The 15071-nt window shown below is 51.6% G+C and carries 17 protein-coding genes; 9 read left to right on the top strand and 8 right to left on the bottom strand.

Annotated features, from left to right (window positions below):
• Window positions 1-51: 51 nt before the first annotated feature.
• Window positions 52-378: a thioredoxin gene (gene trxA / locus C7B82_RS00770; protein ID WP_106254411.1), complete on the top strand. Its 327-nt coding sequence runs from the start codon at window positions 52-54 to the stop codon at window positions 376-378.
• Between the two features lie 645 nt (window positions 379-1023).
• A complete protein-coding gene (locus tag C7B82_RS00760; protein ID WP_106254410.1) occupies window positions 1024-1581 on the top strand; it encodes a PTPA-CTERM sorting domain-containing protein in 558 nt (185 codons plus the stop codon).
• A gap of 192 nt (window positions 1582-1773) precedes the next feature.
• On the opposite strand, the gene C7B82_RS00755 is transcribed toward C7B82_RS00760, so the two are convergent.
• The 4 genes from C7B82_RS00755 to C7B82_RS00740 form a co-directional block, all read right to left on the bottom strand.
• Window positions 1774-5277: a DNA polymerase III subunit alpha gene (locus C7B82_RS00755; RefSeq protein ID WP_106254409.1), complete on the bottom strand. Its 3504-nt coding sequence runs from the start codon at window positions 5275-5277 to the stop codon at window positions 1774-1776.
• 161 nt (window positions 5278-5438) lie between these two features.
• Window positions 5439-5753 (bottom strand): hypothetical protein, encoded by a 315-nt coding sequence (locus tag C7B82_RS00750; RefSeq protein WP_106254408.1) that lies wholly within the window; start codon window positions 5751-5753, stop codon window positions 5439-5441.
• Window positions 5754-5756: 3 nt separating this feature from the next.
• Window positions 5757-6245 (bottom strand): anthrone oxygenase family protein, encoded by a 489-nt coding sequence (locus C7B82_RS00745; protein WP_106254407.1) that lies wholly within the window; start codon window positions 6243-6245, stop codon window positions 5757-5759.
• Between the two features lie 75 nt (window positions 6246-6320).
• On the bottom strand, window positions 6321-7451 hold the full coding sequence (locus C7B82_RS00740; protein WP_106254406.1) for a peptidylprolyl isomerase: 1131 nt from the start codon (window positions 7449-7451) through the stop codon (window positions 6321-6323).
• Between the two features lie 349 nt (window positions 7452-7800).
• Here C7B82_RS00740 and efp point away from each other — a divergent pair, with 349 nt between their 5' ends.
• The 6 genes from efp (at window position 7801) to thiL (ending at window position 11609) form a co-directional block, all read left to right on the top strand.
• On the top strand, window positions 7801-8361 hold the full coding sequence (gene efp, locus C7B82_RS00735) for an elongation factor P (protein WP_106254405.1): 561 nt from the start codon (window positions 7801-7803) through the stop codon (window positions 8359-8361).
• Between the two features lie 106 nt (window positions 8362-8467).
• Window positions 8468-9013 (top strand): acetyl-CoA carboxylase biotin carboxyl carrier protein, encoded by a 546-nt coding sequence (accB, locus tag C7B82_RS00730; protein ID WP_106254404.1) that lies wholly within the window; start codon window positions 8468-8470, stop codon window positions 9011-9013.
• A gap of 219 nt (window positions 9014-9232) precedes the next feature.
• Window positions 9233-9586 (top strand): ArsR/SmtB family transcription factor, encoded by a 354-nt coding sequence (locus tag C7B82_RS00725; RefSeq protein WP_106254403.1) that lies wholly within the window; start codon window positions 9233-9235, stop codon window positions 9584-9586.
• An 83-nt stretch (window positions 9587-9669) separates the two neighbouring features.
• On the top strand, window positions 9670-10173 hold the full coding sequence (locus tag C7B82_RS34905; RefSeq protein ID WP_245939667.1) for an RpnC/YadD family protein: 504 nt from the start codon (window positions 9670-9672) through the stop codon (window positions 10171-10173).
• A 90-nt stretch (window positions 10174-10263) separates the two neighbouring features.
• The gene (locus tag C7B82_RS34900) at window positions 10264-10515 is read left to right on the top strand and encodes a DUF4351 domain-containing protein (protein WP_245939666.1); all 252 of its coding nucleotides are present in this window, start codon (window positions 10264-10266) and stop codon (window positions 10513-10515) included.
• 11 nt (window positions 10516-10526) lie between these two features.
• Complete coding sequence (thiL, locus tag C7B82_RS00715; protein ID WP_245939665.1) at window positions 10527-11609, top strand: thiamine-phosphate kinase; 1083 nt, start codon at window positions 10527-10529, stop codon at window positions 11607-11609.
• A 132-nt stretch (window positions 11610-11741) separates the two neighbouring features.
• Here thiL and C7B82_RS00710 read toward each other — a convergent pair whose 3' ends face one another.
• The 4 genes from C7B82_RS00710 to C7B82_RS31220 form a co-directional block, all read right to left on the bottom strand.
• Entirely contained in the window at window positions 11742-12965 is a 1224-nt protein-coding gene (locus C7B82_RS00710; RefSeq protein WP_106254401.1) for an RNA polymerase sigma factor, read from the bottom strand.
• A 91-nt stretch (window positions 12966-13056) separates the two neighbouring features.
• A complete protein-coding gene (locus tag C7B82_RS00705; protein WP_106254400.1) occupies window positions 13057-13410 on the bottom strand; it encodes a YciI family protein in 354 nt (117 codons plus the stop codon).
• Between the two features lie 179 nt (window positions 13411-13589).
• The gene (locus tag C7B82_RS00700) at window positions 13590-13829 is read right to left on the bottom strand and encodes a hypothetical protein (RefSeq protein WP_181357290.1); all 240 of its coding nucleotides are present in this window, start codon (window positions 13827-13829) and stop codon (window positions 13590-13592) included.
• 6 nt (window positions 13830-13835) lie between these two features.
• Window positions 13836-14024: a hypothetical protein gene (locus C7B82_RS31220; RefSeq protein ID WP_146141012.1), complete on the bottom strand. Its 189-nt coding sequence runs from the start codon at window positions 14022-14024 to the stop codon at window positions 13836-13838.
• Window positions 14025-14228: 204 nt separating this feature from the next.
• On the opposite strand from C7B82_RS31220, the gene C7B82_RS00695 reads away from it, so the two are divergent.
• The gene (locus C7B82_RS00695) at window positions 14229-14939 is read left to right on the top strand and encodes a gamma-glutamyl-gamma-aminobutyrate hydrolase family protein (RefSeq protein WP_106254399.1); all 711 of its coding nucleotides are present in this window, start codon (window positions 14229-14231) and stop codon (window positions 14937-14939) included.
• The last annotated feature ends 132 nt before the right edge of the window (window positions 14940-15071 follow it).

Below are 15071 nucleotides of genomic sequence, written 5' to 3'. Positions count from 1 at the left end.
TGGTTTACTTATTCGAGTTTCTCGAACTATTGAAATATCAGGAGGGAGGCCGTGTCTTCTGTCACTACCGTTACCGATTCCAGCTTCCAACAAGAAGTGCTTGCTAGCGATCTACCCGTACTGGTCGATTTTTGGGCTCCGTGGTGTGGCCCTTGTCGGATGGTGGCTCCGATCGTGGATGAACTCGCCGCCCAGTACACAGGTCAGGTAAAAGTCGTCAAGCTCAATACAGACGAGAATCCTGGTATTGCCAGTCAGTATAGTATTCGCAGCATTCCGACGCTGTTGCTGTTCAAAGCCGGACAGGCGATCGATACCCTCGTAGGTGCGGTACCGAAAAAGACGCTGGCAGCGACGTTGGATAAGCATTTGGGGTGAGAAGGAAACGTTTTGAGTAGCACTAGCTCTTTGAGAGCTACTTCGTAAGTGCGCCGCGACGCTAGAGAGTTTTGAGTGATTCCTCACTGACGACTGACCGCTGCCTCCTACGCAGATCGATGTATACCACAGCGACAGGCAGCATCCCCAGCTACGAAAGGAAGCCGTAGTGCCAGAAGCCCACGTTGGTGCAGCTAACCGCGTAGTTCAAGACGTTGGACGGTATAAGGGGAGATAGGCGAGTGAGCAAGGTTTTAAACTGTGTGGCAATTTTCCACTTGGCCCACAGGCGTTATGCAAGACTGTGCGGCAGGTAAATTTTCTACTGCTTCGTTTGCAAGTGTTAGTGTCGCAGACTCGCTGCTCTCTTGGAGTGCTTTGAGCTTACCCTCTGACTACCATTTGCAGCGCTGTGCCAATCTGCTGCTTGACCACTGCAGTCAATGTGTTTGCTGTAGAAAACTTACTGTAAGAGTTGTCATCAGGTGTGACTTTGCCCGTTCTGGTTTTCGCCTTCTTTGCAGCGTGAGTCCACTCAAGGTAGGGGAGACTTCGCTCTGGAAGGCGCTTGAGAATGGGGCTATTTTTTAAGGGAACGCTTTCAGTGCATCTCCAAGAATATTTCACTTTATTGGAGAACCAACGATGACCCTGAAACTAAAGGCTCTTATGACGGTAGCTGCTATCGGCACTACCGCTGCCTTTGTTACCCATGTAACTCCAGCCTCGGCTGCTGCACTGACCTGGAACCTCAATGCCCAGTTTGTTGATGGCGGTACAGCAAAAGGCTCGTTTAATTACGATGCGGCCACTGGCGTGCTTTCTCAGTTCGATGTCACAACATTTGTTGGGACATCTTCACCGTCGAACCTATTTTTCCCAGGCACTACCTTTTCATCTCCATCGTCTACTGGCAGTCTGCAAAGCGCGACTCGATTGGAGCTCATTAACTCCGATCGCTTTCTCAAAGCGTTGTTTGATGCGCCTTTGACCGATGCTGGTGGCACGATCGCAATGGTGTCAGCTTTCTCTTTTGAGAAGCTAGGGTTTCCAAATGGGCTAGGGGTTACTCGTGATGTGGCAAGCGGCAGCGTGACAGCAACAGCCGTTCCTACACCCGCACTGTTGCCTGGTCTGATTGGTTTGGGCGTGGGTGCTCTGCGCCAGAAGCGTAAGGCTGCTCAAGCTCAAGCACTCAGCTAACGATTCAGTTTCTGTCACGGCTGCTTCGTTATGACTGTTGCTTCATGAGTCATCCGATCGCCCTTCGCGATCGGATGTTGCTTTGGGTACAGGCATTGAATTACTGCCACATTTCCCGTAGGGGCGAATCGTGCGCCCCTACCTGTAAGCAATTGATCGATTTTATTGAATCCACAATCCTTACACAGGTGATCAAGCGCTCGCCAATGAAGAAACGCGTGCCTGAAAGCCTGCTTTTATGAGCGCATTGAGCGCGGCTTGATCGTCTTGCACTCGAAATTGGGGGCCAAAGCGGACGAAATGGCGTTTGTCTTGAGCGCTGACGATCGCCACCACGGACACCTTTCCTTTTTCGTCTTCACCCCGTTGTTGCAGCAATACATTTCGCAAACGGTGCTGCTGCTCGATGTCGCTGGCAAGCCTGGGATCAAGTTCCACCATCACCATACGAACCGACTCGATCGGCTCGGCATCATCAATGATGAACTGCACTTGATCATCGCGACGATCGACTTTGCCCCACACCATGAGCCGTGCATCCGCCAGAATATATTGCCCAATGCGCTCATAGGATTTGGGGAACACGACGGCTTCAGTGTGTCCGGTCAGATCTTCGATTTGAATGATGGCCATGCGATCGCCTTTCTTGGTCACGACGGGTTTGACGCTCGTGAGCATGACGATCGCGCTAATGCTGGTGCCTTCTCGATAATCGGCTAAATTGCTCAGACTGATGGGAGCCAGCACTCGCGCCGATTCTCGCAGCGCTTTGAGCGGATGATCGGAAATGTAAAAGCCGAGGATTTCTTTTTCTAGACGGAGCTTTTCTTGCTGCGGAAAATCGGGTGTCAGTGGCGCTTTCGGTGCCAGTTCAAAGCTAGCGGGTGCTTCTTTGACACTGGTGCTACCGCCAAACAAGTCGAACAGATTCCCTTGCCCGCTGGCTCGATCTTTCGCACGCGACTGTGCCCAATCGATGACTAAATCCAGATCTTTGATAAGTTGCTGGCGGTTGGGTTCGATCGCGTCAAAGGCACCACAGTAGATCAACGCTTCCAGTGCCCGACGGTTAACAGTGCGAGAATCCACGCGATCGCACAAGTCTGCCAGAGATTTGAAGGGGCCATCTTGATCACGAGCCGAGAGAAGAGACTCGATCGGCCCCATCCCCACATTTCGCACGCCGCCCAACCCAAACAGAATGCGATCGTCCAGTGGCGTAAAGTCCACCCCCGATCGGTTGACATCTGGCGGCTCGACTTTAATGCCCATTGCTATACAGGACGCGATATAGCGCTGCACTTTATCCTGATCGCCGCTGTTGGTGGTCAGCAGCGCCGCCATGTATTCGACGGGATAGTTAGCTTTGAGGTACGCGGTTTGATAGGTGACGTACCCATAGGCAGTGGAGTGGCTTTTGTTGAAGCAATATTCGGCAAACATCACCATTTGCTCGAAGAGATCCGACGCAACTTTTGCCTTCACGCCATTCTTTTCGGCACCTGCAACAAACATCTCCTGGTGCTTTTCCATCTCAGCTTTCTTCTTCTTACCCATTGCCCGACGCAGCAGGTCTGCCTGTCCAAGGGAGTAACCACCCATATCCTGCGCAATTTTCATGATCTGTTCCTGGTAGACCATGATGCCGTAGGTTTCGCTCAGGATGGAGGTAAGAATTTCGTGGGGATAGTCAATTTGCTCTCGTCCGTGTTTACGGTTGATGAATTTGGGAATCAGTCCGGCATCCAGTGGGCCAGGACGGTAGAGGGCAAGCACAGAGGAAATATCTTCCAGACTATCGGGTTTCAGATCGCGCACAATCTGGCGCATCCCGGAGGATTCTAGCTGGAATATACCTTCCAACTCGCCCCGTGCCAACAGTTTATAGACTTCGGGGTTATCCAACGGCAGACCGTCCATGTCGATCGTCTCATGCTTTGTTTGCTCAATGAGATCGACCGTTCTCTGAATCATGGTCAGGTTCTTGAGCCCCAGGAAGTCCATTTTCAGGAGCCCCAGCGATTCAATGTCTTCCATGTAGTACTGGGTGAAAACGTCGCCATCAGCATTGCGTTGGAGTGGCACAATTTCATCCAATGGTTCAGCCGCGATGACGACCCCAGCCGCGTGGATGCCGACACTCTTGTTTGTCCCTTCGATGCGGATGGCGGTATCGATCCACTGACGCACAATCGCCTCGTCGTCATACCGCTTTTTGAACTCCGGTGCGGGCGTTTCTGCCGAAATCATCACCTTCAGCTTGGTGGGCTTCCCACGCACAATAGGGATCATTTTTGCCATTTTGTCAGCATCCCCGTAGGGAATGTTGAGCACCCGCGCCGTGTCTTTCAGCACCGCTTTGGAGGTCATGCGGTTGTAAGTGATAATCTGTGCTACTCGCTCAGCACCGTACTTTTCGGTGACGTATCTGATAACTTCTTCCCGGCGTTCAATGCAGAAGTCGGTATCAATATCGGGCATGGACTTCCGTTCGGGATTCAGGAAGCGCTCGAACAGCAAGCCGTGATGTACCGGGTCAATGTTGGTGATGTTCATCGCATAGGCGACGAGGGAGCCTGCTGCCGACCCACGACCTGGACCCACAGGAATGTGATGGTCTCTGGCGTATTTGATGTAGTCCCACACGACGAGGAAGTAGGTGGCAAACCCCATCGTCTGCATCATCTTGAGTTCGTAGTCCATCCGCTCGCGGTAGACTGGCTTGATTTCCTCCTGTGACTGGCATTTGAACCGTTCAAGTAAGCCGGTCCAGGCAACGTGTTCAAAATATTCGTCTGCCGTGGCGTAGCCCTCAGGAATAGGATAGGCAGCAATTCGGGGTTCGCCCAGAATGTGATATTCCTCAATTTTGTCGGCGACTTCCAGCGTGGTGGCGATCGCAGAGTCAATCACGTCCTGTGTCAGATGGTCTTGAAAGAGAACTCGCATCTCCTCAGCCGACTTGAGATATTCTGTACCGCTGTAGCGCAGTCGCTTGTCTTCCGAAATGAGCTTGCCCGTTTGAATGCACAGCAGTGCGTCATGCGCCTCCACGTCAAAGCAAGAGATATAGTGCGAATCGTTCGTCGCAATGACTTTGATATCCAGTTCACGGGCAATGTTGAGAATCTCGACATTCACAATCCGGTCTTCTAACGACCCGTGATCCTGAATTTCCAGGTAGTAATCATCGCCAAGCAGGTCTTTGTACCATTTGGCGACCCGCCGCGCGATCTCCGGCTTGCCCTGAAGAATGGCCTGGGGCACTTCACCCCCCAGACACGCGCTTGTGACAATCAGCCCTTCGTGGTACTCCGCCAGCATTTCTTTATTAATGCAGGGACGGGCAAATAAACCCTTACCCTGAAAGCCTTTGAGGTGCGATAGCGTCGTCAGCTTGACCAGATTTTTGTAGCCGATATCGTTCTTCGCCAAGACAATCTGGTGATACTTGGGGCGACGCTCCTGCTTGGTGACATCACTATTCATGATGTACATTTCATTGCCGATGATGGGCTTCACGCCTTTGCCCTTGCACACCTTCAGCAGCTCGATCGCTCCATACATGACCCCGTGATCGGTCAAGGCGATCGCTTTCATGCCCAACTCAACGGCGCGATCGACCAGTTCCGGCAACTGACTGGCACCGTCTAAAAGGCTGTAATCACTGTGAATGTGCAGACCAACGAAGGACATAGTTACTCAAACATCACGCGAACCCAATAAGGTTACTCGATCACAGACGCTATGACTAGAATTTTTATGAGAAGTTAGGCATAAACAACGCTAAATCTGGAAAATACAGAAGCACTCTGAATTGGTTAGAAGCTTGCCAAGAAAAAATTTACTATCCCCTCTTACTGCCACTCTTCCGGTTCGCTCCAGCGACGCAACTTTGGGAAACGGTAAAACTCGTCACCGTCGTCATCCACCTCAGGCACTGCGCCAAAAAACTTGACTTGAGTATCCAGATAGCTCTTGGCTAATGCGGCCTTCACTCGTGCTGTAGCGGCGAGTTGGATCAGCGACACGTTGCCATTTTCAACTTCCAGCAGTTGATAGAACGCTTGCTCTAAGCGAGACTGCTGCTGTCGGCTTTGAATAACGTTTGTGACGGCAACACCACCCAACACGCCAAACCCAATCAGAAAGATCCACTCAAAAATTGCCATGACCTAATTGTGAGAGGATTCGATCGCAATCAACCCTTTCTCGACCAACAATGGTAACGTCAAGGCTACCATTCCAACAGCGGCAATAAATAGACGAATTAAGTGATAAAAGTGCCACTGGTAGCGAAGATCAGTCCAATTACTTGGAACTGCTGTTGGTGTCCAAACATCAATCTGCTGATTAATCGGTTGAATCAAAACTGCCCAAATTAGCCACATCAAAACCATGCAAGCGGTTCCACCAAGGGTAAGCCAAAATGCCCTGCGATGCTGACGAATAAGGATTGCTGCCGCTACGGCAGCAGTAATAGACGGAATTTCGATCAATGCTAACTTGACGCGATAGCTGATGACCTGGTTTTGCACCAAAATATAGCAGTCTAATGGAAGCGCTAGTTTTCCTGGCATTTGCATAAAATGCGCATAGGAAATGCCCAACTGTACACCCATTAAAACAACGGCTAGTAACTGCAACAATCTGAGTATGCTCATTTTGTTTATTCATTCGACTAGCAGCGATCGCCCCTCATCATCCTGTCTGAAACCAGCCAACTTCTAATGCATCAATCACGCAGTCTTAGGCTCTACTAAAGCATTCAGACCCTGTGTAACTTTGGCAGACTCAATTTTGTCTCCCGCTCTCAGTTGCTCTAACACATCCTTCCCTTCAATCACATAGCCAAACACCGAGTAGCGACCATCCAGTAAGTTGCGTCCAGCGGGTGTTAGCTCTGGCTCAAACAAGAAGAAGAAAAACTGAGAGGAACCACCGTTTGGATCTTCGCCAGGACGCGCCATTGCCAGTGCACCATAGGACGAGAAGGGCAGCACAGGCTGATCTTTATAGCGTCCAGCATCTTCTAGAGTGATCTCGTAAGTCGGCTCAATATCGCCTTGTACCAGCACTTCCAGAGGAATGGCTCGATACTTTTTCGTTTTGGGATCAATGAACCCAACGTCGTCGCCAGGTGGGTCGCCAATTTGCAAAACGTAGGACTCTTCGGAGCGAGTGAAGGGCAGATTGTTATAGAAACCGCGCTGCACTAGATCCACAAAATTCCCAGCGGTAACTGGAGCGCTGTAGCCGTCTACGATCGCCGTGAGCTTGCCTTTGTTGGTCGTAAATTCGATCGTGGCCCGACCTTTGAGCTGAGGCAGATTGCTATAAGCGGTTGGCACCTCAAAGGGGAAGTCTTTTACCATGCTTTCTTCAAGCTGACTCACCAGATTAAGTAGCTGCGATCGCTGTGCAAACGTTTGCTCTTTATTTTTGGCTTCCACAGCAGTTTGTAAGGGCACAAGCCCCTCTTTAAGCTGAGTCAGCAAGTCTTGAGCCTGGGCTTGCCTTGCCTCTGGAATGCTGGCAAGCAATGCGGCTTCCTTGTCACGCAACACCCAACTGGCTTTTTTCACATCACCCGCGATCGCACCCCAGCGACGATTTGCCCGTAGTTGTGTGGCAATATCCTCCAGGCTGCGTTGCAGTTCGCGTACCGGCGTATTGTCGATCGGTAAGGCATAGCGCAACAACGCTTTGCCATCGGTAATGGCATTACCAGCTGGCATAATATTGGCAGGTCTGCTAGCAGCAGCACTCAGACCTAACGAGAGGGTCGCCATTAGCAGCAGTGTTGCCACCGCTTTTAGCCACTGCTTAAAGCGGTCAAATTTGAAGCGGTCAAATCCTTGTAATTGCATGGCTCGGTACAGCTTGCTCAAAGTTAGCGGACGTTAGTCTGGATGCATTTGGCAGACTCAGCCAGAAGCGAAGGCCAGCGAGGCAGGGTTTGATCGCACTGATCAACCAATGGGTGAGTCGCTCTCATTATCTTGCCATAGGGAGGACACGAGCAAGGCTAGAGAATATGGCTAAAAAGAATCTGTCTCAAAAGTGTGACTTGCTGCTGCAAGGTATGACGTGCTGTTACGAGGTAGGCTATGAGAGATGCGAGGAACGTTTTAGCCGTTATCTTTAAGCCTTCTTCTGCTGGTTCTCCTCAGAGCGGTACAATGAGGTGCCGAACATTTTCTCCAGATACACACACTCATGATCTCTAGTAATGACTTTCGACCCGGCGTTAGTATTGAGCTAGACGGAGCCGTTTGGCGAGTCGTTGAATTTTTGCACGTAAAGCCCGGTAAAGGGTCTGCTTTTGTGCGAACGAAGCTCAAAAATGTCCAATCTGGAAACGTCATGGAGCGTACGTTCCGGGCGGGTGAAAGCGTGCCCCAGGCCAACCTGGAGAAAAACACGATGCAGCACACGTATAAGGACGGTGATGACTTCGTCTTCATGGAAATGGAGACGTATGATGAAGCCCGTCTGAGCGCGAAACAAATTGGCGATCGCGTGAAGTATCTCAAAGAAGGGATGGAAGTGAATGTGGTGCGCTGGGGCGAGCAAGTCATGGAAGTGGAATTGCCCAATTCTGTCGTGCTGGAAGTGACCCAAACCGATCCAGGCCTCAAGGGGGATACAGCGACCGGCGGCACAAAGCCTGCGATCGTCGAAACGGGTGCTCAAATCATGGTGCCTCTGTTCATTACGATCGGAGAGCGCATCAAAGTCGACACCCGTAATGATTCTTATTTGGGGAGAGAGCAGTAAAGCAAAAGGATAAAGGATAAAGGATGAAAAAACGTTTAGCCTTTAGCTTTTAGCTTTTAGCCTTTCTTCCTGCTCTTGCTCCCTATTTCTGAGGTTTACATTAACTGTGTCACTGGATATACCTGCACTCCGCGAACTTCTGGCAGCCATCAACCAGACCGATATTGCGGAACTAATTTTAAAAAGCACTGATTTTGAACTAACGGTGCGTCGGGGCGTTCGTCTTGATCACCAGCTTGATGTTAGTGAGGGCGATCGCTTGCAAAGGGCTGAAACCTCTGCTTCTTTGCCCGCAGCGGGTAAGATCGGTACAGAAGCAGCTGACCGCTATGCACTGGAAAGCACCGCTCCACCGATACAGACTCAGCCAACAGCGAGCGAGGTACTGCGCGACAGCAAAGCCGATCGCCGCCTAGTTGAGATCAATTCTCCAATGGTCGGCACCTTTTATCGTTCTGCCGCCCCTGATGAGCCACCCTTTGTTGAAGTCGGCGATCGCATTCGTAAAGGTCAAACCGTTTGTATTATTGAAGCGATGAAGCTTATGAACGAGCTAGAAGCAGAGGTTGGCGGTGAGATCGTCGAGATTTTGGTGCAAAATGGCGAACCGATCGAGTACGGTCAGCTGCTACTGCGCCTTAATCCCGCTTAAGCAGTCACCCGATGAAACGTGTCACTCTCGGTTAACACCCCTCTTCCCAGATCAAGAAAGAGTGCGTAAACTCATTGCGATAATCTCATTTGATGACCAGATGCTCCAGAACAATGATGAAATTTCAAACAAAATTTGAACGCTCATCAAAGACTCTATTGCTATATAGCAGTGGACTGGTTAAAATCTGGGGATCAGTGCCCCTCACATTAAATTTGCATGAAAGCTGCAAAGCCTGTTTCGCAAGAAGTGGTTCAACAAGTCGCAGAGTACTTTAGCATTTTGGGCGAACCCATGCGCCTGCGGATTCTTAACCTGCTCCGTGACGGTGAGAAATGCGTGCAAGATTTGGTCGAGGCAACCGATACCAGCCAGGCCAATGTTTCTAAGCATTTGAAAGTGATGATGCAAGCGGGCATTCTCAACCGCCGTAGCAAAGGCACGCTGGCGTACTACAGCGTTGAAGATGATCTGATCTTTGAATTGTGTAATCTGGTGTGCGATCGCCTCGCTAACCGCATTGAGCAACAAGCCCTCAACTTCCGCGCCTTCAGCTTTATCGGTAAACGCTGATTGCTGTCACCACTGTTCTAACTACATTGCCATGACGCTGCATCAGTGGCGCTTTAGAGGGTCGCCATTGAATAGCTGTTCTCATGTCTTTCGATAACCTGTGCAAGCTGCTGTCGCAGAAGCATCCCGATCGCTTTGCTGCCTGGATTCTCGGTGAACCGCAGCGATCGGTAAAGGTGCTCAAGACTGAGTTAAGCATCGAACCCATTCGAGCCGATTCCGTTACCTTTCTGCAAACCCAAGAGCGCATTTTGCATCTGGAATTTCAGGTCAAGCTGGAATCTGACCCGCCTTTACCACTGCGGATGCTGGACTACTGGACACGGCTGTATCGACTTTACCGCTTACCCATCACTCAAGTGGTGGTCTTGCTGATTCAGCCACCTGAAAGCACTGTGATTGAGACAGTCTTTGCTGTAGAGTCAACCCGTCATGAGTACAGTGTGCTTTGCATGTGGCAACAAGATTCAGCCATGCTTCTCAACGATGTTGCACTATTACCCCTGGCAGCATTAGCGGCGACACCAACACCAGAGCAGCTACTGCTGCAAGTGGCTCAGCAAGTCAGTAAGATAGAATCAATATAACAACGACAGCAAGTTTCCGCTTACACACAACTATTAGCAGGGCTACGCTTCCAAAAAGCGCTGGTGCAGCAAATTTTTCGGGAGGGGATTATGCGAGAGTCGGTAATTTACCAGGAGATTCTCCAGGAAGGTCGACAAGAAGGTCGACAAGAAGGTCGACAAGAGGAGGGCGTGACGCTGGTTCTACGCCAACTAACCCGACGTTTTGGCACGATCGATGAACCCGTTCGATCGCAAATTACTGCCTTATCCCTCCCTCTACTAGAAGACCTCAGTGAAGCGCTACTCGATTTTGCAGCGTTATCTGACCTGACCTATTGGCTGCAAGTGCATCAATCTTGATGGGGCAGCTCTTGACTGTTCAAGCCATCGGTGAACAAGGGCTGCTTAAACGATTACAGTCCTTTTGCCCAGTCGATCTGGTGGGCGACGATGCGGCGGTTCTGACTACGCAACCTGGGCGATCGCTCGTTGTCACGACGGATGTTTTGGTGGATGGCGTTCATTTTAGCAACCAGACAACTTCATCTGAAGATGCAGGCTGGCGAGCAGCAGCAGCGAATTTGTCCGATTTAGCCGCTATGGGAGCTACACCGTTAGGGCTTACGGTGGGCTTAAGTCTGCCTGGAGACACAGCCGTGGATTGGGTTGAAGGACTATACCGGGGGCTAACGGCCTGTTTGAGCCCATACAAGACCCCGATCGTTGGCGGTGATATCTGTCGATCGCCTGTGCTTAGCGTTGCCATCACTGCCTTTGGAGAAGTCGAACCGAACCGGATTATGCGCCGCTCGGCTGCTCGACCGGGCGATGCGATCGTCGTGACTGGTGTGCATGGTGCATCCAAAGCTGGGTTGGAAATACTATTGCAGCCTGAATTGGGACGATCGCTCAATGCGGACGATCGTGCCATATTGATTCAGGCACATCAGCGCCCTCAGCCTCGATTGGATGTCGTTGAGCTGCTTGGGGAGTTGAGTCAAGAGACGGCGATAGATCAACAGAGAAAGGGGGACGTGCGCAAAGCGCAATCGCCCCCTTCCTTACCCCTCACCCCTTACCCCTCACCCCTCACCCGGATCGCCAGCATGGACAGCAGCGATGGCTTAGCGGATGCCGTTCTGCAACTTTGTCGTGCTAGTGGTGTCGGAGCCAGGCTGGAACGCAGCCAGATTCCGTTTCCGCCCGCGTTAACGCCTTGGGTGGGAATAGAGCAAGCGCTGGACTGGGCACTGTATGGTGGTGAGGATTTTGAGTTGGTGCTTTGCTTGCCATTGCTAAAGGCGCAAGCATTGGTGCAGCAGTTAGGCAAGGGCGCAGCGATCGTCGGTATCACGACCACGGCACCCGGGGTCTGGTTGGTGGATAAAACCCAAACTGTTCCAGAGCAGCAACTCACCCTGGAGCAAGGCTTTCAACACTTTGGTGCTGTCTAACCAATCCTTACCTGGTAGTGGTGCGGCTATCGTCACAGAGCGAAGCGTCTCCAACAGAGTGATGCGATTCGCCCAGGCTCGACCGGGAATACTTATTGGGTCTTGGAAGCGTATTGATCCACCTGAAGATGTTTAGCAGTCAAGCGACTGGCAAAGCAAAAACTGGCGGATAGCCGGATCTTCAACCAGCCCGATCGCACGCTCATACGCTGCTTTGGCTTCAGAGGCTTGACCCGATCGTTTGAGCAAATGAGCCTTCAGTGCCCAATAAGGTTGATAGTGTGTGACTGCTGCAGGCGGCAGCCGTTCTAGCAGTGCCCACCCCTGTTCGACGCCCTTTGCTTCTGCGATCGCGGCAACTCGACCGACTAATGCTCCCAACGTAGGGCAAAGCTGAATTAGCCCTTCATACAACAGCGCCAGTGCATCCCAATCAACCGTTCCAGAAAGCGATCGTTGGGCATGGGTTGATTGAATCGCTGCTTCGAGCTGAAAGCGACCCAACTGCTTGAACGTTGCGGCCTCAGCCAATTGCTGTTCAGCCTCCTGTATGAATGGTTTTAACCAGAGTATGACATCCTGCTCTAAGAGCGGCACATAAGCACCGTCCATGCTCCGACGAGCGTTGCGACGGGCTTCACAATGTAGCATTAGGGCAAGTAGCCCCCGCACCTCTGGTTCATTTGGCATCAGCTGTACACACAGGCGAGCGAGCCAAAGCGCCTCTTCCGTCAGCCCCTTTTGACGTGGGTCGGCTCCAGTGATATTCTCCCAGCCATTACTGTAGGCAGCATAGATGGCTTCCAAGACGGCCTCTAAGCGATTGGGTAAATCTTCGGCTTCCGGCAACTCAAAGCCGATGCCCGCATCCCGGATTTTGCTCTTGGCGCGCACGAGGCGTTGGCCCATAGTAGCGGGTGCCACGAGAAACGCAGAAGCAATTTGAGCCGCGTTTAGACCGAGGACGGTTTGCAACATTAACGGTGTGCGAATGCCAGCATCGATCGCCGGATGAGCACAGATAAACAGCAGCTTCAGCCGCTCGTCAGGAAAGACTACTGCCATTGCTGGATCTTCTTTACCCTCCACTGAAATCAGTTTGAGCGTGTTGATGGCGGTTGTTTTGACTTTGGTCTGTCGCACCTGATCAAGCACACGACGACGAGCCGTTACCAACAGCCACGCCTCCGGATTGTCAGGTGCTCCCCGTTCAGGCCAGGTTTTAAGCGCTGATAGGAAGGCATCGCCAAGTGCATCTTCTGCAACCGCTAGATCCTGAGTTTGGACGGCCAAATAAGCAACTAACCGTCCATAGGAGTTGCGGGCTGCCAATTCTGCTGCTCGGCGTGCATCCATCGTTCCTCTTAGCCTCTGGGGGCGGTTTGCTGCCAGGCCGGTAAAGACTCTATGCGAGCTTACCAAGTGCAGATATACGGATAGTCTTCTCCTACTCATTCATAGGGAGTAATGGACGCACTTCCACACCGCAACTGCTGGCAGCAGGGCAGCGGGCTGCCCAGTCCAAAGCAGAATCTAAATCGGGAACATCAATCAGAAAGAAGCCACCAAGCTGTTCTTTTGTGTCAGCGAAGGGTCCATCCTGAACCTTGCGCTGCCCTTCGTGTAGCTGCACCGTTGTGGCGGCATGGGGGGGATGCAGGGGTGCACCCCCCGCAATCACTCCCGCTTCTGCAAGTGCCTGGGAATAGGCGCGATAAGCTCCCCAATAGGCTTCTTGCTGGTCGTTGGTGCGGTTGTCAAACCCAGTCTCGGTTTCGTAGACCAAAATGGCATATTTCATTGGCTGTCCTGCAGTGAGAGTTAGTTGAAGGCCTCGTTTGTTACGGGCTTACTACTATGACGAGCGATCGTCCCTCATTTCGACAGCCGCGGTAAAATTTTTCAAGTGGGAAACCGTTGCCAATGCTAGTAAGAGTTTTGGCGACTCGTAGGTTCTTCATCGCAAGCAGCTAGCGACACCTATAAATCGTTTAGTAGCCTCGCTTTGCGGAGAATGAAGGTAAGCACCGTCTCTTCCCTAGAGACAATGTTAGCCAACACTTGCATCCCTGCCTGAATGGGATAAGCTTGCATACCGCGCTGCAACTGAACCGTTTCGGGCTGAATCGTTACTTCATAGTAAGGCGGCGCCGCAGAGTCTGAGATGAGGGTGGAATTTGTTTCATGAGTGGTCGCGATCGCATCGGGGGCAATCGGCATCAACCATCAAATTACCGCCGTTGCCCTTTGCCCAGCTTTTACGTGTGCCGTTATACCACTGGGGCTGCCCTGCACCGACGTGCCAAAAAGTGCAGTATCGGTCGCTTTAATACTTAAGGTGCCAGCATTGCCACTGCTAAACGTACTTGCAGAAATTGTTGCCCCCTCGCTAATCCGCAGATTTTGCGTGTCCACTGCTACATTTCCGGCATTCCCACGGCAATTGGGCACTACAGCCACAAGCACTATACTTTCTGGTCTTATTTAATCCATCATTCCTCGTACCGGCCAGCAGTCAGCGATCGGCTTCCACTCAAAACCACATCCACACTACACACTCTACGCCTGCTGAAGTGGTAGTCTGGTTGGCGCACAGTGTGTTTTGGGAGCAATCGACGCGTGAGCGAGGCACTGCCCGTCATTGGCATCACCACTTACAGCCGCAATGAAGCGGGAGAAGTCTATCTTCCAGGAGCGTACATTGATGCGGTTATGCTGGCTGGCGGCATCCCAATTTTGCTACCGCCCAATCAACCCGATCCCGTTCAGCTTCTGGGTCTTTTGGATGGCTTGATCTTCTCTGGCGGTGGTGATATCGATCCACAGCTTTACGGTGGGGAGCATCACCCCAGCATTTATCTAGTCGACCCAGATCGGGATGAGTTTGAGATCGCACTGGCAACCGTGGCCTTGACTGCCAAGATCCCTGTGCTTGGTATCTGTCGCGGTATGCAGGTACTCAGCGTTGCCAGTGGAGCTGACTTAATCACCCACGTTCCTGATGTGTATGGCGACATGATCCCCCATCGGCTCGATCATCCCCGCCGCCCGATCGCTCATGACGTGCAAGTTCAGCCCAACAGTCGCTTAGCTAGCATGCTCGGCCAAAACGACATCACGGTTGTCTCCTGGCATCATCAAGCAATCAACACCGTACCCAACAGCTGGACGATCGTGGCACAGGCAGCAGACGGCCTACCCGAAGCGCTGGAATATACTCATCATCCCTGGATGTTTGCCGTTCAGTGGCACCCAGAGCTGTCACCCGACGATCCAGTGCATCAGCGCTTGTTTCAAGCACTCATCAAAGCAGCCTGTAAAAAAGGATAGTGCTTTGCCATCTGGTAAGACCTTATACCAATTCCATGTGAACTCGCATACAAACGTAGCGATTGTCTTGAAAGTCAAGGGGAATGAAGCAAATCTTTTGTGCTCCAAATACTCATGACAAAGTAACGGCAC

The sequence above is a fragment of the Stenomitos frigidus ULC18 genome (assembly GCF_003003795.1).
In the GTDB taxonomy this organism is placed as follows: domain Bacteria; phylum Cyanobacteriota; class Cyanobacteriia; order Leptolyngbyales; family Leptolyngbyaceae; genus Stenomitos; species Stenomitos frigidus_A.
This window is presented reverse-complemented; position numbering and strand designations above follow the sequence as displayed.

Coding starts and splice junctions, on each gene's coding strand:
- C7B82_RS00700 (WP_181357290.1), bottom strand. CDS start 13,829: ATGCCGATTGCCCCCGATGCGATCGCGACCACTCATGAAACAAATTCC.
- C7B82_RS00760 (WP_106254410.1), top strand. CDS start 1,024: ATGACCCTGAAACTAAAGGCTCTTATGACGGTAGCTGCTATCGGCACT.
- C7B82_RS00740 (WP_106254406.1), bottom strand. CDS start 7,451: ATGCAATTACAAGGATTTGACCGCTTCAAATTTGACCGCTTTAAGCAG.
- C7B82_RS00725 (WP_106254403.1), top strand. CDS start 9,233: ATGAAAGCTGCAAAGCCTGTTTCGCAAGAAGTGGTTCAACAAGTCGCA.
- C7B82_RS34900 (WP_245939666.1), top strand. CDS start 10,264: ATGCGAGAGTCGGTAATTTACCAGGAGATTCTCCAGGAAGGTCGACAA.
- efp (WP_106254405.1), top strand. CDS start 7,801: ATGATCTCTAGTAATGACTTTCGACCCGGCGTTAGTATTGAGCTAGAC.
- C7B82_RS00705 (WP_106254400.1), bottom strand. CDS start 13,410: ATGAAATATGCCATTTTGGTCTACGAAACCGAGACTGGGTTTGACAAC.
- C7B82_RS00755 (WP_106254409.1), bottom strand. CDS start 5,277: ATGTCCTTCGTTGGTCTGCACATTCACAGTGATTACAGCCTTTTAGAC.
- C7B82_RS00710 (WP_106254401.1), bottom strand. CDS start 12,965: ATGGATGCACGCCGAGCAGCAGAATTGGCAGCCCGCAACTCCTATGGA.
- C7B82_RS00750 (WP_106254408.1), bottom strand. CDS start 5,753: ATGGCAATTTTTGAGTGGATCTTTCTGATTGGGTTTGGCGTGTTGGGT.
- C7B82_RS34905 (WP_245939667.1), top strand. CDS start 9,670: ATGTCTTTCGATAACCTGTGCAAGCTGCTGTCGCAGAAGCATCCCGAT.
- C7B82_RS00745 (WP_106254407.1), bottom strand. CDS start 6,245: ATGAGCATACTCAGATTGTTGCAGTTACTAGCCGTTGTTTTAATGGGT.